The following is a 24480-nucleotide window of genomic DNA, read 5'->3' on the forward strand; positions in this document are numbered from 1 at the left end:
TAAGATTGGTGGGCATCCAAATACGACCTGAATCATGGCAGCTACGACACAGGCGGCACCATGCCAGTGCAGCAGTAAATCGTAGGATTTAGCCAATCAGGAAGTTTGCTACGCTAGCTAGGTGAGTTCGCCGGACGCTTACATTTCAGGAGCTGCTTGCGGATACTCAACAGTTCGCGATGGCGCTCCTCACTGGTCTTTGGATATGACATTTTCAGTCCATCCAGCACATCTGAAAAAATCTGAGAGACGATTAGTCGGGCATTTTTCTTGTCATCAGCAGGCACAATATACCAAGGCGTCTCGGTCGTACTTGTTGCACTAAGACATTTTTCGTACGCCTGCATGTAGTCTTTCCAATACATGCGCTCCTCGATGTCGGCAGCACTAAATTTCCAGTTTTTTTCCGGCTTATCGATGCGATCAAGGAAGCGCTTTCGTTGCTCTTCTTTCGAGAGATGAAGAAAGAATTTTACAACTCGGGTTCCGTTGCCTGAGAGGTGTCGCTCCAAATTGGAGATCGAACGATATCGGTCGCGCCAGACTGTACTCTTGTTTTCAAGAGCATCCGGGAGCCCCTCGCTTCGGAGAATCTCAGGATGGACACGGGCTATCAATACCTCCTCATAATACGATCGGTTGAATATGCCAATGCGCCCGCGCTCCGGTAAATTACGTGTAGTTCGCCAGAGAAAGTCGTGCTCCAATTCAGCCGCGCTGGGATGCTTGAAGCTGAATACTTGGCAACCTTGCGGATTAACCCCCGACATCACATGCTTGATGGCACCATCTTTTCCCGCCGCGTCCATCGCCTGGAAAATTAGCAGAACGGCATAACGATTGGACGCGTAAAGAAGCTGTTGCTGCGCGCTCAATTGCGCAACATGCGCTCTCAAAAGCTTGCGATATTGCTGTTTTGATTTGTAGAAGGGTTCCACCTTAGTCGGCCACTTACGGAGATTGACCGCGTCGCCTTCCCGAACTTTAAAATCCTCCGAATTGATTTTCATATTCCGCCTTTTGGTGCCGCCGGCACGATTGCTGGTTGCCTTGAAGCTGCATTGGGAACTCGCCATCTGATCATCGCAACCTTCAAAGTGTCGTTCAGAATTAGACAGGAGAACAGTGCATAACCGAATATTGAGAGCATCTGCCATCCGGGCAAAGGAGCGAGCCCCTTAATTCCTACGAACGTCAGGACTGTTCCCACAATGGCGTCCGCTATTAAAGCTGACATGAAGGTCTTACTCGGTAGGCTAGCCCAAAACCAGCTGCGCTCTCGTGCGGACACGACTGAAAAAATGGCGAAGTAGAGGAGCATGAGAAAGCTGAACGTGTAGAGAGTGTCGTTGTTGCTTGCCAAATCAAATCGGGCCCAACAGACCCACAATAGAAAAAGCGTTTCGGCAACCATCGCGATGCCAAGAACCACCGACACGCAGATGAAACCGCCGATGTTCCAGGTCTCGGGGCTCTTCGATGGCTTAACATTGTCCGTGGAGAGGGAAACTTTCGCGAAGTCCGTTAAGAACACCAGCAGCAGCATCGCGAAGGCGGAGACCACGAACTTACCTGTTACAACGAACGCGATGGCCACAAACGCGGCTTTCAGGATCGTACGGCTGATCTTGTTGATGATCCATGTAAGGATTCTTTGATAAATCGTCCGTCCCTGCTCGACCAACGTGACGATGTTGATCAGCCCCGCCTCGGTCAAAACAACGCTCGCGGCGCTCTTGGCGACATCGGTAGCGGTACTGACCGCTATTCCAACTTCGGCTTGACGGAGAGCTGGAGCGTCGTTGACGCCGTCGCCCGTCATTCCGGTTACGTGCCCTGCGGCTTGAAGATGCTTTACCACGATATATTTATCTTCCGGGTACACTTCGGCAAATCCGTCAGCACCGCCGAAAAGGTCGTCTCCGGCACCCGTTTGTGAGCTCGCGGCCTTTAAATCCGCGACGCGCCGGATCTGGGTGAGTCCGACGCCTTCGCCGATCTGGAGTGCCACCGGGAGCGCGTCCCCTGTCAGCATCTTGACCTGGACTCCCAACTCATTAAGAGTTGAGATAAGTTGCCTGGCGTCCGGTCGCGGAGGATCGTACAACTCCACGAGTCCAATCAGTACAGGGACGCCATCCTCGGCGCCGCGAGCTACCGCTAGCGTGCGAAAGCCTTTTGCCGCTGACTCGCTGACGCGCGCATCCAACGTCTCGATTTCGAGAGGCAGGAGTCCACAAGCTTCGGCGATGGTGCGCACGGCGCCCTTCATTACGCGCACCCGCTGACCATTCTGCTCAATAACAGCTTCCGTCCGCCGAGTTTTCGCATCGAATGGAGCGAAGGATACGGTTGTTCCAACGGCAATGCCGTCGAAGGCATGATGTGTTTTAGCTGCGGCGAGAAAGGCAAGATCTATAGGATCCTGGTTGGATTCCTGTGACGCTAGCGCGCCCGCGATCAGAACGTCGGCTTCCGTCGAGCGTTTTAGTGGGGTCACTCCCGTGACCGCCAATTGATTCATTGTGATTGTGCCTGTCTTGTCCACGCAAAGGACGTCCATCGTCGCGGCGTCTTCCGCAGCACTCAACCGAGTGACAAGCACCCCACGCTGGGCCAGTTCCTTCGACCCGAAAGCCATGCTGACGGTGAACATAACGGGAAGAGCTACAGGTACCGCGCTCATGAGTAGGACAAGCAGGAGAGGGATCATTTCGAGCAGCGGCACGCCGCGAATCAGCGATAGCGTGAGCACCACGCCAAGTAGCACACCAACAATGACAAACAGCCAGCGCACGATCTTAGTCACGACCGCTTCGATATGAAGTTTCGGATGCGCCTGCTGCACGAGTTCTGTGGTTCGGCCGAAATAGGTTTGTGCCCCCGTAAGGATCACCACGCCGTTGCCTTCCCCACGACGGACGATAGACCCGGAGGAGAGGACTTCGCCGGGTGCTTTATCAGTTTCTTTCGACTCGCCCGTTAGCGCCGATTGATCCAGGCTCATCGCGCCGGTGAGGAGTTTCACATCTGCTGGAATGATGTCACCTGAGCGTACGCGGATAATGTCACCTGGTACCAGTTCTCGGGCGGTAATCACCTGCCACTTCGAGTCGCGCAGCACTCGGGTATTAACCTGTAAGCGTTTTTGTAGAGCTTTGACGACGCCAGCGGCGCGCTGTTCCTGAGTGAAACTCAGTACAGCGTTGACAACCAGTAATAAGCCCACAACTGCAAGATCAGTATAGTTTCCCAGTACAGCGGATAAAATCATGATCAGTTCGAGCATCCAAGCCGAGATCCCCCAGAATTTTCGCAGGAATCTCAAAGCCGGATGCCCTTTCGTCTCCGCTACTTCGTTGTAGCCGTGCTCCATGCGCTGCGTTTCGACCTGCGCATGCGTGAGACCTACATCAGGGTTAACATGCAGCGCTGCAAGCGTTTGAAGAACCGTTGCAGCGGCGATGTCAGTTGCGTTTACTGGAGGAGGCCGAGCGTCGGAGTCATTTTTGAGGGGGCTCATCCTGAATATCCTTCTCTATCGTTTACGCAAGTCACACTGGTTTTGGTGGGTGGATCGTAAGGCCTCATTCGTCTGCGACATTCGCCCAAAATACGCCCGTTACCAAGGTTTTTAGATTTTCTTAAAACGCTCCATAGCAAAACCAGAATCCGGTGTTGCACAGCCCCGTCCCTCTGCATTGTCTTTCCAAACCTGAGCGGGTTGCTCACCTGACCGCCTCGCACTAGATTGGAGAACGGCTTGGAGGGATTTCAAAAACGGTAAAAAACTCATAGGTGATCGAGTTACCAATCGAGATTCCACATAGCTCAAATTCGCATCTCCCAGATTATAGGAAGGGTTCAGGCTAACTGGCCTTCTTGCCGACAGTGCCCAACTCGATAGGAGCTTTTATATAAAACACAGAGATGTCCTCAACCTCCAACCTCTTGAACAACCTTTCAGATTCATCCTCGGTAATAGCCATACGAATCTCTGTAGGCTGATCTGCCAACTCAAAAAAGTGGGAGGAATGCAGCCGCCCTGTGTGTCCAAAGCCCTCAATGGCCGTAGACAAGGTCGCACCGCGCAGCCCCATTTCTTTAGCCAAATCAACGATCCACTCGCCAAGCATCTTTCCCTGATAACGACGGTTCTGTTGAGTAAAGAAAATCACCAGAAAGCCTTTCATTACCATCTCCTTAACGCGTGCCAATCATTTGATAGGACAAAAGCCCGGCAGCGGTCATCGCTAACGAGCCTACAACGTGCAATGAAATTGAGCCGAACGCCCACAGAAGTCTACCCTCCTGAATCAGGGCAACTGTTTCGGCTGAAAACGTGGAGAAGGTGGTGAGCCCCCCACAGAAACCCGTGATGATCAGCAGGCGCCATTCAGGGCTTAAGGTGGGGGACGCGGCCAAGAAAGCGATAGCTAACCCAATGATGTAGCCTCCGACCAAGTTCGCGACCACAGTGCCTGGCGGAATCGTAGGGAACAGTCCGTTCAGTGTCATGCCCAAGAGCCAGCGCAACCAGGCACCAAGGGATGCGCCGATAGCTATGACGAGAAGTGACTTCAGCATGGTCGCATGTCTCCCCAGGACTGATAGAACCGAGGAGGTGCTGATAAGCGCAAATTACGAGTGGTAGCTGATATGAGATTTTGAGTCACGATCCTGTCCTGAATTGGAGAACAGGGAGACGCACCTACGCACCCTGTCCAGGGTTCACGTAGGCATCATCAGCACAAAGGCGGTTATAAGGAGGAATGCCATCTCCTGCTTTCATCCTAAAGCAGCGGCGGCCGGAGATTCAAGCCATAACAAGCTTGAATTGAAGCATTCAGTCAATGTCGATCAGCATTCTCAACATATGAGCTAGATCAGTTGGATTCAAACTTGGGTCGCTATACTGGCTACCGCCCAACATCGACTCAAGGGTTTCCCCATGACTCCTTCGCCCAGCGACCAACGAGATGTAGTGATTATCGGTGGGGGTCAGTCAGCCTTGGCGGTAGCGTATTTCCTGCGCCGAACTCAACTTTCGTTCGTTATCCTCGACGCAGAGGAGGAGCCCGGTGGTGCCTGGCGGCGTGGCTGGAACTCGCTGCGTTTATTCTCCCCGTCCACCTGGAGTTCGATCCCTGGCTGGATGATGCCTCCTGCGCAGGAGGGGTATCCAACGCGAAATCATGTAATCGACTACCTCAACCAATATGAGGAGCGCTATCAGTTTCCTGTTGAGCGTCCGGTTCGGGTCACCGCTGTGGAGCGTACTGAAATTGGCTTACGAGTACGTTCTGACGACAGGTATTGGGATGCCAGGGTTGTCATCAGCGCCACCGGCACCTGGAGCAGTCCGTATATACCTCATTACCCTGATGCCGAGTTATTCGCCGGTCGGCAATTGCACTCCGCGAACTATGTTGATGCACAAGCCTTTGTTGGCAAGAAGGTTTTGGTGGTGGGTGGTGGCAATTCAGGAGCGCAGATTTTGGCAGAAGTATCCAAGGTCGCCGAGACCACTTGGGTAACCCCTACTGAGCCGGTCTTTCTGCCTGACGAAGTGGATGGACGGGTACTGTTCGAGCGCGCCACTCAGCGCTTGAAAGCCCAGCAAGAGGGGCGTGTCGTTGACCAGCCAGTCGGCGGGCTGGGAGACATTGTCATGGTGCCGCCAGTTCTGGAAGCCCGTGAGCGTGACGTCCTCAAATCTGTGCGCCCCTTTGAACGCTTCACTCGCGATGGTGTGATGTGGGCCGATGGATCTGAATCTGTAGTGGATGTGGTGATCTGGTGTACCGGATTCAGGCCCGCACTTCAGCATCTGGATACGCTGGGGGGTGATCGACACTGAAGGTCGTGTTGAGGTCGAAGGCACTCACTCGATCCAAGAGCCAAGACTATGGCTGGTGGGCTATGGCGAGTGGACAGGTTCGGCTTCCGCCACGCTGATCGGTGTAACACGCACAGCACGCAGCACAGCCAATGAGATCGCGACCTATCTTGGCGATCCGTCCGCGACCTAATGCGCCTCCCCCCAGGAGTAGAGGACATGAATGAAATGATCGTGCGCTGGCCGGAACGCAATCCCCGCATGTTTTTAGCGGTAGCAGCGCTTGTCTGGTTCGGATTGTATGAGGCCCTGATACCTGTTTCAGAGGCTTTGGTCGCAGCGCTTCCTGTTGATCGTAATAGCCACCTGGGAGGCGCCTTACAGTTTTTTTTCTACGACACGCCCAAAGTGCTGATGCTGTTGACCGGCATCGTGTTCTTGATGGGCATGATCAACTCCCACTTCACGCCTGAACGTACCCGTGCAATGTTGGCGGGTCGAAGCGAGGGCACGGCCAATGTCATGGCGGCCTCTCTCGGTGTGTTTACCCCATTTTGCTCGTGCTCAGCCGTTCCTCTGTTTATAGGTTTTGTTCAAGCTGGAGTGCCCCTGGGGGTGACGTTCTCTTTCCTCATTTCTGCGCCCATGGTGAATGAGGTAGCGCTGACACTGCTGCTTGGCCTGTTCGGCTGGAAAGTTGCATTGCTGTACCTCAGCCTGGGGTTGTTTATTGCGATTGTTGCTGGCTGGGTCATTGGGCGTCTGAAAATGGAAGCCTATCTGGAAGACTGGGTTCGCGATATGCCCAAGATCCAGGCAACCGCTGCAGACACGAGTATGCCGCTTTATGAGCGGATAAATGCCGGGTTCAGCAGCGTGCGTGAAATCGTCGGAAAAGTATGGCCTTACATCCTTGCTGGCATTGCCATTGGCGCAGGCATTCACGGGTATGTACCTGAGGATTTCATGGCCAGCTTCATGGGCAAGGAAGCCTGGTGGTCAGTTCCACTCGCGGTTCTTATCGGCATCCCCATGTATACCAATGCGGCAGGCATCATCCCCATTGTGCAGGCACTGCTCGCAAAGGGCGCAGCGCTGGGCACTGTGCTGGCCTTTATGATGAGTGTCATCGCTCTATCGCTTCCGGAGATGGTGATATTGCGCAAGGTGCTGAAAGTTCGCCTGATAGCCACCTTCACTGGGGTCGTCGCCGTCGGCATTCTCATCGTTGGTTACATCTTCAACTTCGCGTTGTAATCCACCTACCGAGGTTTTTATGAAAGACATCAAGGTGCTGGGCACCGGTTGTGCAAAATGTAAATCGACAGTAGCCATCATCGAACAGGTGGCGAGTGCGAAAGGCGTCCCCGTTAAGCTGGAAAAAATCGAAGACATGCAACAGATCGTCGGCTACGGGGTCATGTCCACCCCGAGTGTCGTGATTGATGGAAAGGTTGTTCACTCAGGGGGCATCCCGAGCCGTGAAAAGGTTGAAGAATGGCTTAGCGCTTGAGTCAAGTGCCCCTGCACAGCCAACCAGACTCGGTTGTGAGAGGCCTAGCCTGTTGTACTGCGGATGCACCAGCTCGCTCCAGAGTGCAAGACAGCGCTGGCCGAGCCAGACATTCATCTTGTTGCCACAGCGGACGCTCTCACACTGCTCCTGCATAACCAGCACGCCATTAGCGCGGCCATTGAAGAGGTGACAAAGTGGCTCTCTGAAAATGGACTGGGGAGTGTCGCGGCTAACGCAATTGCGGCAATGGAAACGCTGGGCACAAACGCTCAAGGCATCACAGACGCCATCATGCGACTACGGAGGTTATAGGCATCATCTACCCCCCCCCGTGGCTCTTCCTTGATGAGCGATTCCCGCCTCATAGCTGCCAGTCGCGACAGGCAGAAATCGGCCGATTCTGTTGAAAAAGTCGGCAATGGTTTCCACGGTAGAAAAGTACACGCTTGAGATTGAAATCTTTACTTGAACAGAGGATTCCGGGCTCAGATTTCGCGTAGCTACGCGCAAAAAAGACGTTTTCAGTGGTCAGTATGCGGACAGTCTGGAAGAACCGACTTTTTCAACACAATCGGCCAAAAGCAGTCATTCGAAGAGTCTACGAATGCGGGGGCGATTCATACACCAATGCTGAAGTTTAAAAAATGGTCAGCAACTGCATACGATAATGTTGCGAAAAACTAACCTGGTATGAAGATTCAGATACAAACCCTCCTAGCGACAAACCACTTCCCGCACCACCACTCACGGGCTGTCCTGACGCTCTGCTACCGAAATCGCCAATAGGACAACTGCCCGTCAAATCCCAACCATCCACCCCACCGAAAGCAACCGTAGGTGTTTGGATGTGACTAAAAACTGCTAAGTCCTCAGGTAGATCATCAGCAACACGTTGTGAAAACTGTTTGAGCGCTGGTTCAGCCGGCGCAAAAAGCCATGCTTGATCGTCAACTTCGCCCGTGCGCCGAAGAACTCGCCCTAATACTTGCCTGTAATGCAACTCAGTGCGAATACGACTTAGGTGGCAACAGACCTGCAAACGAGGAATATCTGTCCCCTCGCTGATCATTCCTACCGCCACTATCCAACGACAGTGACTTCTTCTGAATTCGTTGATCACCTGCTGGGCATCCGGAGTCCTATTGTTCACTACGTGGCAACTCTCCCCCATGTTCTCTAGTGCCAACGCCACCTGGTGGGCATGTTGGATATTGGAGGCAACGACTAGCCCTGCTGCGTCCGGTTTGATTTTTCGGACTTCATTGAGCTTCTCGCACCCCAAACTGAGTAGCTGGCTAACGACGTCATCATGGTAAAGAAGGTCTTCGTAGGAGACCGGAGATTCACATAAAAGCTTTTCGATGCTTGGAAACAGCCTGACCTTACTGTCATGCTCGAGCTCCTCCGTAAGTTTCACCTGTTGGTTATCCAACAGAACTATACGGGGTGAGCGACAAACGCCATCAGAAATTGCTTCTCTCAATCCATAGCGATAATCACAGATCAGACTGCCATCAGGGGAAGAGTAACGTGCCAAGGCAATGGCCTTGTTATCAGAACGCCATGGCGTACCAGACAGCGCCAGTGTAAAAGTCGCACGATCCTGCATCTTCTGGAGAATCTGTTGCCCCCAGACATTGCCCAGTAGTGGATCATGTCCGGCGCAATGGTGAATTTCGTCGAAGACCGCGAACACACGATAGTCATCAAAAAGATTCCAGAACGCTTCTTCCCGATATTCCAATGCTTGATAAGTTAAGGCAGCACCGATAGCTCCCATCAAACCATCCAACCGTCTGCCGAGCACTTCAGAGAAGGTAGCCTGAAAGCCCTCCACCACCTGACAAGACGGGGCAAAACAAAGAACCAGATCAATCTTGTCTTGCTCCAGCAGAGATCGGGCTAACTCCGCCGCCATCCTAGTTTTTCCGGCTCCCGGTGTCGCTTGGCAAAAAAGATGCGGCGTAGTGTTGTAATGATTCAACGCCATCTCAAGACAACGAATCTGCCAATTTCTCAAAGACGCCCTCATAGCTTTGAGGTGAACGTCTTGAGTACTTTCTCAACGGCCCGGAGGTGGCCCAAAAGACGAGAACTACGATCCCTTGCTTCCAGGTACTCACCCTCCAGTCTGTCCTTCAGTTGCGGCATTTCATCAAGAAGCTGCTTGTAGCGCTCCGTTTCCCCCATCGCCGATAGAAAGTCGAGCCGAGTCTCTTTGAGCAGCGATTCCAAATGCTGAGTTGTATCAGGATCGACTTTTACGAGAACGGTGTCCCGAGCCTGTCTGATTTGTTCCTCCCGGGGTGTACTCGAAGAGTTGAAATTGTTTTCGAATCCATGCTCAACAAACTCCAACTTTAGACGTTCAGGGAATGGCTGAAGGTGGTAAACCTGCCCTCGCTTGCGGCGCTCGACGTCCTGAACAACCCAGCCTACATGCAGCATTCGGCGGATCTGATCATACACATACCTACGTACGTCGCTGAGACGAAAGCTCGTTCCCTCTAAGTGTTTGGCATAGGCATCGCGCAATTCACGGGTTGTAAATTGCGCATATCCCTCCTGCTGAAGGAGGTCAAACAACCGCCTGTCGAAAGTGAATGAATCGGGTTTCATGCAGGTACCTAGGGGGGAATACGCGGAACAGAGAAAATACGGATTATAATCCGTGGCCGATCTATCCGCAAACGCAGGATAGTGCCGTCTCGAGTGGGTCGAGGCGGTTATGCAGCAGCTGGCGAAGTCGTTGGGTGAAAAAATCCGAGTTCGGAGGAAGGCCATGGGGCTTTCTCAAGATGCCTTGGCGCTAGGTTGCAAGGTTGATCGAAGCTATATGGGGCGCATTGAACGTGGAGAGGTGAACATCACTGTGGAGAAGCTGTACCGAATCGCACGCACACTGGAATGCGAGCCAACTTCTCTACTACCCAGCTTGACTGGCAATATCTAGGCTTGGTAATTCCCCCCCTCAACGCCTCAAATATCTTTGTACGCAAACTAACCAAAGCCCTGCGCCGCCTCACATTTTTAGTGAAAGACTAGCTAAGCAAATAGCTTCGCAACAATTTCCATGAACCCGGGCGTCAGCACAACAACGCCCGAGTCGTCGACAACCGCGCCCCCCTCCACAATCTGCCAACCATTCTCTTCAAATCGCTCTGGACTCAGGTTCCTTTTCAATAATTCAATTTCCCGGCGAGTCAACGGCTGCATGGGCGACTGCATGATCGGTGTCGATACGTGAGATTGCACAGTGTCATTCGGAGGACGGATTGATAACTCCTTAAAAGCAGAGCGGAGCTGGTCGTTTTGAGTTTTATACAACTTGTTTTCGGCAATAACCTGACGGAACATGGCACGTGCCGCGGGGTCAGACAAGGACTCCACAGCAACATCAAGCTGTGAGCGGCCCCGAGTCAGTTGAGCGCGTCCAATAGCCCCAGCGCAGGCTGCAAATGCTTCTATTACCCGTCGGAAGTCTTGACCGCCTTCATTTCGTAAAGACTGTGTTTTTAGGCCACCAACCTTGGCAAGGTTACGTCCAACTTCGGCCACAAAATAATTTCGGGCACCCTCCCGCCACATTCCCTCCAGAACCTGCCACAGCAATTCCAAATTCTTGCGCTTGCTCTCACGAACAGCTTGATGCTTTAGTGTTTGGACCAGACCCCGTGCATCTGCAAATTGAGCTTCAGGCAAACTAGATAACGTGGTCATTCAGCATCACCTTCAACAATAACGGGCTCCGGGGTTAGCCTTAACGGAACAAGGCTCTCCAGCTGCCGGGTCATTTCCGCTTCGACACCAAGCCGCCGTAATGTCTCTTTTCCTGCCATAAGCGCATTAGTGGAGTCCCGACCAAACTTGGCATACATGAAGGCTGCCATCTGGTTGCCTGCCTCCAGCGCCACCTGCTCATCCAAGTCAACAAAGACAGGATTAAGTCCATTGCGCTTGAGCATGGCATCGAACGCCCGCATACGCTTTAAATTGGGCGTTGTGGAGTCGATTCCTTCAAAAAAAACCGCGGATTGACAAATACGGTCGACCTGCTCGAACTCCGAGGTCTGCTCCAAAACCGCCTCAACGTTGGACACCCCTCCGGCAGCGACCAACGCATATTGTTGGTTGCTTTGCGTAGGTTGTTTCTTGCTCGCCCGAATAATGTTCAGGCATTGTTGAATCAGGCGATAAGTTGCATGCCATGAATGAGCCAGATTATCGACCTCATGGGTTCGCTGGTCCAAATGACTGGCAGCAACCGAGAGCTGATGAACTTCTTGTTTCGCAATAGCGACCCCACTGGCGTGTTTTGCCACATTGGCTGCCTCCAGCGCCTCAAATTTGGACTTAGCTGCCTGGTAGCGCTCGCTTGCTTCTTTCAACTTGTAGCCAATGTTGTCAAAGTAAGCCTGCAATCCAAGCAAGAATGCCGGACCAGTTATAAAGAAGCGGCAGCGTACACAATTGGTGGCCCCCCCCGGTACAGCGCCCCATTTCTGATAAGCCTTCGAATTGATAATAGCTTCGCCGCCTTCGTGACATCGAGAACACCCTACGGGGCAAATACCGTGGTCCCGGACGACCCAAGATGTTGGAGAGCCGATCGCTATTACCTCCAGGGCAGACGATGAAGTGTGTGCCACTGCGCTAACCAAAATTTCCCGCGTCTGGTTGGCCAACCATGCCTGCCAGTCCATTTGTTCTCGGTTATGCAGCTTAAGTTCTGCCTCATTGAGTTGTTCACAGATGTGGTTAGGCGAAAGCTTCATGTAATAAAGAGTCATTATTACGCTTGCGTGGCCCACAACTTTCATGAGTACCGCAGGAGGAACGCCCCCAGATTCGGCCAAGGCCGTAATCAAGGTTACCCGCAAAGAGTGCAAGTCATAAACGGGACGGCCCACCTGAGTCTTCTCGACAAGGATAATCGGTGACCCATCCGGCATCGTTTCACCGGCGCCCGCCAATCTGCGCTCTAACTCCAAATTTAAGTTACGCCACAGGGTATTCAGCCGAACATCACTCACAGGTTGGTCTCGATGTGGCAAACAAGCCTCTCGGAACAAGAAGCAATTGCTGCCTTTGGCTGCCAATGCTTCGGCCGAGTATCGCTTAGAGATACCGATATCCTTGATGTCCTGCCACCGCGTCGGGACATTGATAGGGTTGTACTTCTTCTGCCAATCTCGCAGGGCTGTCAGAAGCCGAATAACTTCGAGATGCTGCCAGGGCATGACGTAGCCAGCATCAGAGCTATCTTTGTTTTGGTCTGCTGTTTTATTGGTGTTGAATCGCAGGAACACAAACTCCTGCCCATCGTTATCCCGGTGTCGAGCAAATACTCCCTTAGCTACGGTTTTTTTACCGGTGGGAGCCAGATGCCCCGTATTCTTCAGCCAACTGTTGGAAGCTAGGTCATACTCGTGCGTATCCGCTTCTCCACTATCGAGCATACGAACCTGAAATGTGCGGGCAGGCAACAGCAACTTCACCAAAAGCGCAATGGCGCGAACCGGAGACCACACATCTTCGTAAAGTCTGGTATCGGGGTTAAACCACTTAAAGGTGTCGCCGCCGTGACCGTTCCAACGCGCCTCACCGAATTTTCGGGCCCAAGCGAAATCATCGGCGACCAAAATATCGTGAAGCATCCGTACAAAGCGAGTAGGCATAGCTTCCCGATGTGTTTCGGCAGGCCGTTTTGGTCGCGATCTGACCTCAATCGGGTTATGAAACCCAGGCAGGCGCACTTTATACCCGTAGTCGTCTTCGGAGACGCAACGCGTCTCCAATATATGCTCGAAGAATGCATGCAATACTGATTCGTGGCTTTCAGTAGCAGCCTGAAAAGGTGTCGCTAGTGCATAGTCTCGGCGCAGATATTGTTCTGGAACACGGGTTACTTCAGGGTGTCCCACTAAAAAATCGAAGAAGTAGTTGAGCGTCGTCCGGTATTTGGTAAGGTTCGATGAGAGGGTTGCCATGAATTGGGATGCAAGCAAAACCCACTCAACCAATGTGACGTCTTTTTCCAGCGCCCACTGAAACTTATCATCGGCTCTGACTGGCATACGGCCAAATGATCCGTAATCTTTCAGGACATGGAGAACCGTCGAGCCGTATTTCTGATACTGAAGCGAGATGACATCCAGCACGACACGTGATCGCATTCTTACGTCGAGCACCAGTTCAAAGTAGTCCCCGACCACTTCAGGCGTGAAATCTCCAATATCGCGGGAACCCGCCGATGCCAGCACTAAATTCATCACACCACGAATTCGCATACTACCGGTGTCTTCGTGATTTTCTAGGCTAGCTAGGCTATCTAACAATTCCCGCCGCTCAGGCTCCCAATTCCACTTTTTTGTAAGCACAAAGGCTCTTGCCTGTTCATTCGGCAGCAGTGGCCATGCCAACAAATCAAAGTGCCATAGTTTGCGAAGCACTTCGCGGACGTGCACAACGTCATGCGGATCAGGCTTTTGACCCACATAAAAAAGCAGCCTATGCACAAGCGCAATGAGTTGAGCCGGCGTTTCAATATTAGATAGACCTGCCAAAATTTCCTGAAGTGCCGGTTTGTGACGGATTTTACTGGACGTGTCCCGGATGTATTGCTCAATGAACTCTGCACAAATGCGAATTTGCTTAACAGAGAACGTCGGCGGAACGGCGAATTCGGCAGAGGTATTTACGTGGATGGTACGCCCCGTCAAATAGGATTGCGCTGTTCTGAACATAGAGTCACTGGGCATCATCATTTAAGTGGAGGTAGGAGTAGCTCTGGACTATTGAACGGCAACCCTGCAGCAGCCAGTTTTAGCGTAGCGACCTCGATGGCTTCCCTTACGTCGGCAGCGCTTGGCTGGGTGTAAACTTTTTGAGAAAGAGGTGAAACATGGTGCATGGCGACCTGAATTTCCTTCGTAGAAAGTCCCCCTTTCTCTAGCCTCTGACCATAGGCGTGCCGATGGCCGTGGGGGGATGTCCCTAAATCTTTCACCGGATCCAGCCCAATGCGTCGAATGGCGCTCGAATGGTTTTTACTGAAGCTTCCCACGCCAACGGGCTCTCCGTCCTGCGTAACAAAAAGGTAAGGATGGTTTAGCGAAAAAGGACGCACCTGTTGAAGATACATACGATACAACGATAGGAACAACTCGCCGATTGACTGAGGAAACCAGAACACCTCAAAGGCATTGCGTGCTCGGTGGGTCAGCAGGGAATTCTTCCAACCGGCATGTCTTTTCCCTGTCGCCTCGGTTAACGGTCGCCGGTTGTACTTAAGCTGCAGGTAGTCCGCTCTTGTGCTGGAAATGATCCTTCCGGATATAGGGTCCGGGTGTTCATAGATGCCATCGGATGGATGATGGACCAGAACCCGAGCAGCTTGGGGATTGGAGGGGTCGATAAAAACATCATCCACCCAGAGGTGCATGGGTTCACTAACGCGCAGCCCGCCATGATGGAGGAGAATCGTTATGAGGATGTCCCGGATGTTCCACCGTAACCAGGGTGAATTTTTGGCTTGGCCGCCACTGAGCACAAAACCATCAAACAACAAGCTCTCAATATACTCTTCAGGAAATGCCGGCGCGCTATCAGCGACTATTGGGACGTCCCCTGGCAAGGCAACAGCCCGCACCACCTTAGCGCTTTCGGTGGCGGCCTCCCGGCCTTTGGTATGGTTTAGCAGCGATGCAGCTTTTGACGTATTCCAACGGCGCCAGAAGGCAATTTGCTCGGCTACAGAAGCGGGCCGGCGAAAGGGATTAATGGCTGTGGTCTTGTAGCGCTCGTGGAGCCAGTCACTTATCTCGCAGACCAGGTCCACCAATCGATTAACTCGCTGCTGCGTCCTGGAATGCCACCAGAGACCTGTGGGGTCATCGCCATCCTGAATGGTTCCATACAAGAGGGCATTAGCAAACGAATTAAGTAGCCGGCTGCGATCCCCTACCTTAGCAAACTCACAGGCCTTCACCGCCAGGAAGTCTATGAAAAGACCGGCAGCCTCGGCGTAGGTTGCCTCGGTAGAGAAGTCGAGGTTTCTGGCCTGGAAATAATGAAAAAGTGGCCAAACGGGAGTTCCGCCGGCCACGATGAGATGGATGAGTTTACCATTCCGCTCTGAATCAGCGACTACGAGACAGAGATGGGAATGTCCATGTAATGAACGCATTTTGTTGAGGCTATCCCTTCAACTGAACACCTGGCAGGAGTTCAATACCGATGCGATTAACCAGTTCACGATAGGAGATGGGCTTTGTAACGGTGGCATCATCTTTGTTTTCAACCCAGTAGGCCCAAGCTCGCTGCGCATTCGGATCATAAACCAACTTAAAGAGATGCGTAGGTACCCAGACATGCCCACGACCAATGGTCGTCACCTGTCCCTCAAAAGCCGGGCCAGTGAACACATAAACATCGCCTTGAGCACGCATGACGTAATGGCGGGTAGCCGCCTCAACCCGACGTGCCCAAACACCCCTATTATTTTCAGGCGCTTGCGGCACCATATTGGCCAGGGAAAAACTTTGGGCCATCGAACCAGATGTGGGCATATCGGCTGCGGGTGACATGTGCCCTCGATCATAACCAGAGCCTTTGTAGTCGTTCAGCGAGGCTCGCTCAGCTGAAGGCAGTCGTGCGTCTTCATAGAACTTGTTTGTGCGTTCTTCGTCCTTGGCATCGGCAAGCCGAGCGCGATTAAGTCGCTCTACCGTATAGACAGGGGTCTTGCTCTCTCCTGAATGCAGCACTGCAAAGGATTCAAAGCAGATGTCACGCAACTTGGCCTTGTTTACAACCTGAGGGACAACCTTTCCTGGGAAGTAATCACGGCACGCGTCAAATGCCGCATATGCACCTGAAGGAGCAATTGCCAAACCAACCAATAAAAAGGCTAAAAGGACTTTCTTCATACAACGACCATTAGAAGTATATAGTTACTGGGGTAATTTAAAAAAACGAACGCTCAGACAACTCTAGAGATGCAGGCTTTTTCGTATAGAAAACTACTAATTTTTAGGCAGATGGCGAGCTTATACGGCCTGCTATGAGTATTCAGTTGGGGTGAAGTACCAGATCTTCCGGTTGTTGGTGGGGTCTTGCGGCACCATGTTCGACAGCGCAAAGGATTGCGCCATCGCATGAGGACTTGGTGCATCGGCTGCCGGAGATTGATGACCACGGTCCACGGCCGGATGCTGACTACGGTAGTCGCTCAACTCTGCCCGCCCACCCTTGGGAATGCGTGGGTCCGCATAGAACTGGTTAGTGCGCTCCTCCCCTTTTGCATCCTGAAGCTGGGCGGCAGTCAGACGCTCGACCACCACCAGCGGCGTCTTGCTGGTTTGCGAGTACAGCACCGCGAAGTTGTCGGAACACAAAGCCAAAGGGTTCATGGTTGCAGGCACGGTAGCCATGTTGATCGGCTTGGCTGCCGGAAACAGATCTGCACAGCCCTCGAACGACGCCTGTTTCTGTTTGTTTGAATAGAGGTCCAGCGCCACGTTCTGGCTGATCGAGCCCGAGCGGGACGCATGTTCCTGAGACTGGCTGGGCGGCTTGAGGAAATCCAGCAGGCTGCGGGCTTCCACGCCGGTTGAGAGCAAAACAAGGGCCGAAAGCCCAACTGCAATTTTGCGTAGGTGCATGCTTTAGATCTTCGAATGGGATTGAGGAGTAAACGTAGGGCGAATGCCGATGGAGACGGCTGCAGATTATGTTGCGGTGAGCATGCTTTCACTGTCCTTGATCAAAATACCCAGACGGAACCAGTCGGCTCCAAACAGTACGACCGCTAACGATCGTGCGGGTTATTGACCACCATAAATCCCTTTAGTGCTGAGCGGCGATTGCATTCTATACGCCAATTCACGTCGACGAAGTGATCGGTAGAGAACGGCCATTGGAATATTCTCCCAGCCATGAGACAAAAGCCGGGAACCCTGCAAAACTCCACACACTCAAGGAGAGTTACACCTCATGGACGAAGCCATTACTTACCGAACCGCAACGGTAGAAGACGCATTGAGCATGTGCGAGCTGGGGCAATTGCTTAACGCCGTGCACCACGCCGCCCGCCCCGATATTTACGCGGCAGCCACCGAAGACTTCTCTCGCGACCTTCCTCACTGGTCGGGTCTTTTCGAGAAGCCGGGCCAGGTTGTATTCATTGCGAATGTCGGTCATCAGGCCGCAGCCTTCATTACTGCGAGCCTGTCGGCAAGCTCCGGTCCGCTGATGCAACCGCTGAATGTTGTTCGCATCGGATCGGTATGTGTTGCCGAGCAATTTTGGGGAAAGGGTATTGGACGAAACCTCATTCAACTCGTTAAAAACTGGGCCATCGAACATGACGCTCAGGACTTGAGGTTGTCTGTCTGGCCGTTCAATACACGTGCTGCTCGCATGTACACAGAGTTCGGGTTTGAGACGCGTGCGTTCGAGATGGGAATGAAGGTGGGTAAAGCGCTTGAGTGAACGGCGGGGTTGTTCACTGGGCTGTGAAGACAACTTTTTCAGGAGAAAATGATGCGAAGGATTATCGCAACGGCGGCACTCCTGCTCACCTTGGGCGGGTGCGAAACATCACCAATGCTGGTTTCGGAAGCACGGCCAGTGCCGGCCAACGATATGTACGCGATCAAAATCGAAGATGCGGAAGATTCGGGACGCCTGACCATTTTCCGTGATGACGGGTTTGTCGGTGCGGGATGTGACGCGGTGTTCTACATCGATGGTCAGCGCGCCGCGAAGATAGGCCCCGGTCAAAAGGCATCTTTCATTTTGCCTGCCGGTGAAGTGAAGCTCGGTACAGGTCTCGCTGAGTCTGGATTATGCGCGGGTGCCGCCATCAAAACTGTCGCGGCCAACATCAGGCCGAGGAAGGAAGTGATCTACCAAATCAACTGGGATTCGCAAGGTTTCGACTTGGGTCCCTACGTTGAAGATAGGCGTTGAGCCCGAAGAGTTTCGGCCAGTTCCGCACGCAACGCTCAATGAAGTGGCAAGGCGGCTAAATAGCCGCCCTCGGAAAACGCTAAACCACGAAACGCCTGCTGAACGATTTAGCCAAACTGTTGCATCGACCGGTTGAATCCACACCACGACGAATCAATCAGACCCTATACGTTCAGTATTCGCTCGATGCGTTCACGTGCCACCCCTGTGAGACGCCTGACGCCTAATAACCTGGCAACCTCAAGGGCCCGGTCCCCAGAATCGATAATGCTCGCGGCGATACGCAACTCCTGCGCCGCGATCTCCTCGATTGAACGCGCGTCATTGACCGATGCCGGAACACGGTATGTCGACCACTCCATCACATCGCCCTCGGCGTGCCAGACGAATGCCTCCTCAAACTCTTCTTGTCGGACGTGATGGTGCTGCTCGACCAGTTCCAGCACTCTGTCTCGAATAAGCCGTCCTGATCGTTGGAAGCCGTGTGCGCGAGCGATTCGCTGGACCAAGAGTGCGTCGAGAATTGGCGCTTCCTGGCGTAGCACCGCTTCAATGATCTGACGGAGCACTGGACTGTAATGCGGTAAGTGAAACTGCTCGGGTTGGATCATGTGCGCAAGCGTAGAAAGATCGGCAACGCGATATTCACCCTTCTGCCCCACAGAAACAGGTTGATCGCTGTGAGCGCGAGCAACACGAACGTCCGCAATCTCCGACGGCAATTCACTCACGGAGCTAATGGGCGCTTCTGGCAACTCATCACTAATGCCGGAGTCGGTTGAGAAATCGATAACGATTGGAGTGGCCGATGGTTCCTCGGTCACTTGGCTACCAACTGCCTCTACTCGGGATTGAGCTAGAAGGTCGTTCAGAGCTATGTGCAGCTTCTGCAAGGCGCCTTCCTTGTCGACCCACCATTCCGTGGACCAAAGTCGCACCAGGTTCCATCCCAAGCCACTGAGAATCGCGCCTCGTACTTTGTCGCGATCACGAGCAGTGGCGGCACTGTGATAAGTCGCGCCATCACACTCGACACCCGCCAAATAGTCACCCGGACGATCAGGGTGAACAATCCCCAGATCGATACGGAAACGCGACACGCCGATCTGCGGGACTACCTGCCAGCCGAGTCGCCGTAGCCCTTGAGCAACAGCTTCTTCGAACGGTGAGTCATATCCACCAACCGAGCCATGTACCGCTTCTGCTAAAGCTTTAGGGCCACGCTGAGCAAACTCTATGAAGTGCTTCAAATCCCGGACCGCGCGAGCATTGGTCCGGTTAAGGTCGATCATCGACGGGTCGAACGATGTGAATACCAACATCTCTCGACGTGACCGTGTGATGGCGACGTTTAGCCTGCGCCATCCACCGTCCTTGTTGAGAGGACCGAAGTTCATCGACATAACCTGCGCACCCGGCTCGGTTGGGCCATACCCTATCCCGAGCATAATCAGGTCTCGCTCATCGCCCTGGACCGTTTCCAGGTTTTTGACAACCACGGGCTCGGTCTGGGTGTCCTGAAAGAAGGGCTCGATTTGTGGGTATTGCTTACGGGCGGTATCGAGCAAGTCGTTGATCAGCTTTTGCTGATCAGAGTTGAGCGTAATGATACCGATCGAATGACCCGCAGCGACGAACGCAGGATCAGTAAGGCGTTTGACGGTCTCACTGACGATGGCTTCAGCCTCAGCTTGGTTGTAACGCCCTTTTCCTTTCGCATACACGCCCTCAACCCTGCGCCACTCAACAGCACTTGCGCGAGTTTCGGCTGCCGGGAAGGTAATCAAATTACTATCGTAGTAACGATGGTTGGAGAACGCGATCAGGCTTTCATGGCGACTACGGTAGTGCCAACTCAAACTGTGGCTCGGCACCCCTGCTCCCAAGCATTCGTCCAGGATGCTCTCCATGTCTTCTGCTGTGTCGTCGTCGCCAGCATTAGGGCCACGGCTGAAGAAGTTCGTAGGCGGCATCTGGCGAGGGTCACCGGCGATAACAACTTGCTTGCCCCGAGCTATCGAACCGATTGCATCCCATGGAGCAATCTGCGAAGCCTCGTCGAAGATGACCAGATCGAATGGGGGCTGATCGGCAGGCAAGAACTGCGCAATCGACAGTGGGCTCATGAGCATGCACGGTGCGAGGCGATTCAGCGCATCCCCCATCTCAATCGCCAGCTGCCGGACTGGTTTGTGTCTACGGGACTTCTGCAATTCATGCTTGAGAATGGCGAAGCCGCTGCTCTTGGGTATGTCATTCTTGGAAGGGATCAGGCCACATAGTTTCGCCCGGATATAACGCACCGTCAGTTTCGCCAGTTCGTCGTCCAGGCGAACGAAAGCTCCAATGTCACTCATGTGCTCGGCAGCGACAAAATTCCTCAGAAGGGGCTCGCTGTCGATGCCCTGTGTCGCAAACCAATGGGCATAGGCCGTGACAAAAGTTTGCTCGCTTGCAGACGGAATCAGGCTTCCTGCTTCCAACGCTTGGGCGAGGCTTGCCAAGCCGGCTTCACCAGCCTGCTTGCGTACTCGACACCAGTCGCACCAGGCCTTGAGTTGTTCTTCCTGCTGCTGGATAGAAAGTGAAGTAGCCCGCAAGGCTGCAACGCTCGGATTCGCGTCTGTGTCCGTTGCAGCCAATCCAGCGAATAGCCGAGCTGCTTCGTTATAGCGAGACAACGCCTGTTGCAATGCCGATAACGCTGCGCTGATTTGCCCACCTGGCGCCAACATCTCATTCGCATCGATGACTAGACGCGCGACTGCGCCGCGCAATGAAACCAAGTGGTCGGGTGATTCGGCCAAGCTACTCAGGAGCCCGCGCAGGGTTTCAGCCAGAGTGATAGCTCGCAATGTACGGGCGGTGTCGCTGGTCAGACCTTGCCAGCCAGGGATCGACTGCATGTCACTTGCCAACGCGTCCAACTCCGTTAACTGCGAATGCAGGCGCTCGAAAATTGCGAGGTCACCCAGCGTGTCCGGAAGGCCCGCCGCGCCCCCTAAAGAGGCTAGTTTTTTCGCAACCTTTTTCTTGGCGAAAGTAGCCAGGAACCAGAACTTGCCCTCGGCCTCTCGCCATTCGCTTTGCATTGCCTCAAGAGGGATGCGACGGCAAGCTTCATCGGCATAATCCAGTGACAGGCTTTCTTCCAACTCCCGATAGCTCTCTAGCAACTGACAAGCACGCCGGGCTGCTTCGATACGCGTGACAACATCGGGAGCAAATGCGAATGAAAGGTTCATCCCGCAGGATTCCACGATCAGGCTCGTCAAATCGTGAAGCTGCTGTACCTGTGTGGCTTCAGCCACAGGCAACGCCAAGTGCGTCAGGCCAAGAAGCCTCTCACTTGCAGTATTTAGCGCGTCAAGGGCCTGTGGCAACTCACGCGAGGCGCTTGCAATTTGTGCCTGCCAGGCGTTCGACCATTGGGTCTGTGCCAGAGCGCCAAACTTGCCTGAAAAGTCGCGCGCCGCAACGCCGTTAAGCCCAAGCCGACGCGCGAGATCAAGCAACTCGCCATATTCGGCAGCATCGTGTTCCTTGCCTGGTGGCCAAGCCAGTCTCGGCGTCTGAGGACCGTGATCACGAACGACGCGACCAATCGCCTGATGCAGGGAAAGACCGTTGCTCCAGCGTCGATGCAGGACCTCGACCAACTGGTTAAGTCGCGACCGCAGCGTTTGTAGTCGAGCAGCTTCACGCTCCCAATCTTCGGCGCTCAACGCGTCACTCACATCCCATGCGCGATCCAACTGCTTGAGCACTTCAACTTTGGACGCTTTGTTTGAGTGCAACTCCAGGCAGAACTCGCCTAACCCCTTCTCCGCTAATCGACGATAAACCACGTCAAGGGCAGCACGCTTCTCTGCCACGAACAAAACGCGACGGCCTAGAGCAAGGTTATGAGCAATCATGTTGGCAATGGTCTGCGACTTACCGGTTCCCGGAGGTCCATCCATTACGAAACTATGAGTGCCAGCCGAAGCCACCACGGCAGCTAACTGCGAAGAGTCCGCTGGCAATGGCGCGAAAAGCTGAGCAGGCGTTACTGATGAGTCCAGGCGCTCAGGCCTGGGAAACTCGTCCGAGCCAGAGAAGCCTTCTCCTGCTTCCTTAGGCTCCAACAAATGCTTGACCAATGGGCTTTGCAGCAGCTGTGCCCCGTTGGCATTCAAGTCCTTCCACATCAAATATTTGGCAAATGAGAAAGTGCCCAAAACCAGTTCGGTACTCACCTCAAATCCGGGCACATCGCGTACCGCTCGCCGCACCATGTTCCAGATGCCGATCACATCGATGCCACTTTCATCACTTGGTAGCTCGCCATCGAGCCCGGGTATCACCAACTCAAAATCATGACGCAGCAATTCAAGTAGCGTCAGGTTGAAACGCGGCTCCTCGTCGAGCAACGTCAGCGTCACCCCAGACAAGGCACTTTTGCGCTCAAGTTTCACCGGCAGCAAAATCAGTGGTGCGGAGTAGGTTTTCGGGTCTTCGGCGCTTTTCTTCCATTTAAGAAAGCCGATTGCCAAAAACAGCGTGTTTGCCCCGCCCTCCTCCAGATCACTGCGCGCCTTTCGGAATAGATCAATCAAGGTTGCTTCAAGCTTGATCTTCTCCAGGCTGGCGAGCACTTCACCCCGCGCGAGCGCTTGACGGGCGACTTCGTCTACCAGACTTTCATTGTTCTGCTGCTCGTACACGGCCACATCACGGCCGCCGCTATTCAGGTCAGGTACCGGCACCACTCGAATGCGCTTGCCACTCGAAAGAAGGTCTTCAAGCGCTGCAGGATCCGGGCAGAGAAGACGCACGCCTTTAGCGCTGTCTGGCAAATGCAGTAGACGGTTGCGAGTAGTCAGATCGAGGAGTTTGCGTTGCCAGAGCGTTAATTTACCGGCAGGACCTTCGTTACCCTCGTTGATTTCGACATCGAACCCTGGCAGTACTGGGGCTTCTTCCAAGCTTTCAGCGGCTGGCGGAGCATCGTCTGTCAGATCGGATGCATTGACTGCTGACACCAGCGCCATTGGGCGGATCTTCTGCATCCGAGCACGGTGCAAATCGATTGCCATGATGAACTGCTCATCATCGAGTTGCCGCTGCGCAGCTGCGACCGCTTGGCTAAAATTCGGTGCCGGCGATTGGGTCGCCAAGGTGGTCTCGAAAACCACCATCTCCTTCAGATCCAAGCGCTTGCGTACTGCCGAAGCTTCGTCAGTCAACAGTTGGGAAAACTCTTGAGGCTGCAACCAAACGCCTGCAAACGCGTGCCCCTTTGTCATGATAAGCAGGGCATTCAATCCAGCCTGCTCCAAAGCCGCAGCGAACAGCAATGCCATATCCAGACAGGTCGCCACGCCGTTTTCCAGAATGACGCTTGGCGCCCTGATCTTCTGGCCCTGTTGCTCAAAACTGGCTGGAGGCAATGCATAGCTCAACTGAAAGCTGCACACCCCAGACCAAATGGCTGAGGCAAGCTCCCATGTGCGGGTGCGTGACTTGCTTTCATAGCCATCGATGCCGTCTTTCTTTCCTGCTCGCCGCAAGACTTGAGAAGCGGCTTTGAGCACTCGGTCTACCGAAGGGTCATTGGGCATGCAGAAAGCTGCCAGCAACTCCGGCATGGCGCTCAAACCACCCCATTCAGTGCGAGAAAGCAGTTCAGTGGGAAAGCGCTGCTCGACGAGTAGGTTCTCGCCTTGGGACAAGCGCAATACCACATCGGCACTCAGGCTTTCACTCAGCCCGGACAGATAGCCAGCGTTGAACTTGATGTCGCGCTCAGAAATGCTAAGGCGATCACCCGCATGAATCCGGTCAATATGCCAAGACCGGCTTTCAACGAAATCCGGGTCGGTGCTTAAAGTCAGTATCAGATTTTCAAGATTTGTTTCTTCCTGGTTCCAAATGCTCAATTCTCGTACAAGCGGAATGGCGTTCTGGTGGGAAGCGAAGCCGATCTTACGAGCGATCAGCGCCTCAATCTTGATGTTCATCCACGGGCTCCCGAAGCTACCAGTGCTTGCCTCATAAAGAGGCAGCTAAAAAAGCCCCTATAGTCCATGACTAATGACCAGTTGGGAATTTCTTTATCTCGCAATCCAGTCGTATTGTTCAGCCAATAGCAGCCGCTCGAACGTGTTTT

17 protein-coding genes, 2 pseudogenes and 1 riboswitch are annotated in these 24480 nt (G+C 53.5%); of the genes and pseudogenes, 7 read left to right on the forward strand and 12 right to left on the reverse strand.

What is annotated here, in order from left to right:
• Nucleotides 1–113: 113 nt before the first annotated feature.
• The 4 genes from BLQ41_RS24250 to crcB form a co-directional block, all read right to left on the reverse strand.
• Nucleotides 114–1010: an ADP-polyphosphate phosphotransferase gene (locus tag BLQ41_RS24250; protein WP_090185458.1), complete on the reverse strand. Its 897-nt coding sequence runs from the start codon at nt 1008–1010 to the stop codon at nt 114–116.
• Complete coding sequence (locus BLQ41_RS24255; protein WP_090185461.1) at nt 1007–3523, reverse strand: plasma-membrane proton-efflux P-type ATPase; 2517 nt, start codon at nt 3521–3523, stop codon at nt 1007–1009. Before BLQ41_RS24255 ends, BLQ41_RS24250 begins: the two co-directional genes overlap by 4 nt.
• Before the next feature lie 346 nt (nt 3524–3869).
• The gene (locus tag BLQ41_RS24260) at nt 3870–4193 is read right to left on the reverse strand and encodes a DUF190 domain-containing protein (protein WP_090185463.1); all 324 of its coding nucleotides are present in this window, start codon (nt 4191–4193) and stop codon (nt 3870–3872) included.
• Between the two features lie 10 nt (nt 4194–4203).
• Nucleotides 4204–4587 (reverse strand): fluoride efflux transporter CrcB, encoded by a 384-nt coding sequence (gene crcB / locus BLQ41_RS24265; protein WP_090185466.1) that lies wholly within the window; start codon nt 4585–4587, stop codon nt 4204–4206.
• A 142-nt stretch (nt 4588–4729) separates the two neighbouring features.
• Nucleotides 4730–4792, reverse strand: a riboswitch (Fluoride riboswitch).
• Nucleotides 4793–4951: 159 nt separating this feature from the next.
• Between crcB and BLQ41_RS24270 the strand changes: the two are divergent.
• The 4 genes and pseudogenes from BLQ41_RS24270 (at nt 4952) to BLQ41_RS31060 (ending at nt 7667) form a co-directional block, all read left to right on the forward strand.
• Nucleotides 4952–6032 (forward strand): annotated as a pseudogene (locus tag BLQ41_RS24270) (ArsO family NAD(P)H-dependent flavin-containing monooxygenase).
• A 26-nt stretch (nt 6033–6058) separates the two neighbouring features.
• A complete protein-coding gene (locus BLQ41_RS24275; RefSeq protein WP_090185469.1) occupies nt 6059–7096 on the forward strand; it encodes a permease in 1038 nt (345 codons plus the stop codon).
• Between the two features lie 19 nt (nt 7097–7115).
• Nucleotides 7116–7352: a thioredoxin family protein gene (locus tag BLQ41_RS24280; RefSeq protein ID WP_017337836.1), complete on the forward strand. Its 237-nt coding sequence runs from the start codon at nt 7116–7118 to the stop codon at nt 7350–7352.
• A 63-nt stretch (nt 7353–7415) separates the two neighbouring features.
• Nucleotides 7416–7667: a hypothetical protein gene (locus tag BLQ41_RS31060; protein ID WP_090185472.1), complete on the forward strand. Its 252-nt coding sequence runs from the start codon at nt 7416–7418 to the stop codon at nt 7665–7667.
• A gap of 325 nt (nt 7668–7992) precedes the next feature.
• On the opposite strand, the gene BLQ41_RS24295 is transcribed toward BLQ41_RS31060, so the two are convergent.
• Entirely contained in the window at nt 7993–9387 is a 1395-nt protein-coding gene (locus BLQ41_RS24295; RefSeq protein WP_090185474.1) for a DEAD/DEAH box helicase, read from the reverse strand.
• A complete protein-coding gene (locus BLQ41_RS24300; protein WP_090185476.1) occupies nt 9384–9974 on the reverse strand; it encodes a hypothetical protein in 591 nt (196 codons plus the stop codon). The genes BLQ41_RS24295 and BLQ41_RS24300 overlap by 4 nt, the downstream gene beginning before the upstream one ends.
• 109 nt (nt 9975–10083) lie before the next feature.
• Here BLQ41_RS24300 and BLQ41_RS24305 point away from each other — a divergent pair, with 109 nt between their 5' ends.
• Nucleotides 10084–10308 carry a helix-turn-helix domain-containing protein gene (locus tag BLQ41_RS24305; RefSeq protein ID WP_090185479.1) on the forward strand — a complete coding sequence of 75 codons (225 nt, stop codon included), beginning with the start codon at nt 10084–10086 and terminating at the stop codon, nt 10306–10308.
• A 92-nt stretch (nt 10309–10400) separates the two neighbouring features.
• On the opposite strand, the gene gmtX is transcribed toward BLQ41_RS24305, so the two are convergent.
• The 5 genes and pseudogenes from gmtX to BLQ41_RS24330 form a co-directional block, all read right to left on the reverse strand.
• Nucleotides 10401–11075, reverse strand: a complete 675-nt coding sequence (gene gmtX, locus BLQ41_RS24310; RefSeq protein ID WP_090185481.1) for a gamma-mobile-trio protein GmtX — start codon at nt 11073–11075, stop codon at nt 10401–10403.
• Nucleotides 11072–14101: a gamma-mobile-trio integrase GmtZ gene (gene gmtZ / locus BLQ41_RS24315; protein ID WP_167360504.1), complete on the reverse strand. Its 3030-nt coding sequence runs from the start codon at nt 14099–14101 to the stop codon at nt 11072–11074. The genes gmtX and gmtZ overlap by 4 nt, the downstream gene beginning before the upstream one ends.
• Before the next feature lie 17 nt (nt 14102–14118).
• Entirely contained in the window at nt 14119–15543 is a 1425-nt protein-coding gene (gene gmtY / locus BLQ41_RS24320) for a gamma-mobile-trio recombinase GmtY (protein WP_090185486.1), read from the reverse strand.
• A gap of 10 nt (nt 15544–15553) precedes the next feature.
• The gene (locus tag BLQ41_RS24325; RefSeq protein ID WP_090185488.1) at nt 15554–16285 is read right to left on the reverse strand and encodes a DNA/RNA non-specific endonuclease; all 732 of its coding nucleotides are present in this window, start codon (nt 16283–16285) and stop codon (nt 15554–15556) included.
• A 159-nt stretch (nt 16286–16444) separates the two neighbouring features.
• Nucleotides 16445–17020: pseudogene (locus tag BLQ41_RS24330) on the reverse strand (DNA/RNA non-specific endonuclease); the annotation flags it as partial.
• A 331-nt stretch (nt 17021–17351) separates the two neighbouring features.
• Between BLQ41_RS24330 and BLQ41_RS24335 the strand changes: the two are divergent.
• Both BLQ41_RS24335 and BLQ41_RS24340 read left to right on the forward strand, forming a co-directional pair.
• Nucleotides 17352–17849 (forward strand): GNAT family N-acetyltransferase, encoded by a 498-nt coding sequence (locus BLQ41_RS24335; RefSeq protein ID WP_090185491.1) that lies wholly within the window; start codon nt 17352–17354, stop codon nt 17847–17849.
• A 51-nt stretch (nt 17850–17900) separates the two neighbouring features.
• A complete protein-coding gene (locus BLQ41_RS24340; RefSeq protein ID WP_090185495.1) occupies nt 17901–18329 on the forward strand; it encodes a hypothetical protein in 429 nt (142 codons plus the stop codon).
• A gap of 164 nt (nt 18330–18493) precedes the next feature.
• Here the strand turns inward: BLQ41_RS24340 and BLQ41_RS24345 are convergent, their stop codons facing one another.
• The gene (locus BLQ41_RS24345) at nt 18494–24331 is read right to left on the reverse strand and encodes a DUF3320 domain-containing protein (RefSeq protein ID WP_090185497.1); all 5838 of its coding nucleotides are present in this window, start codon (nt 24329–24331) and stop codon (nt 18494–18496) included.
• Nucleotides 24332–24480 lie beyond the last annotated feature (149 nt).

The sequence above is a fragment of the Pseudomonas arsenicoxydans genome (genome assembly GCF_900103875.1).
GTDB lineage: Bacteria > Pseudomonadota > Gammaproteobacteria > Pseudomonadales > Pseudomonadaceae > Aquipseudomonas > Aquipseudomonas arsenicoxydans.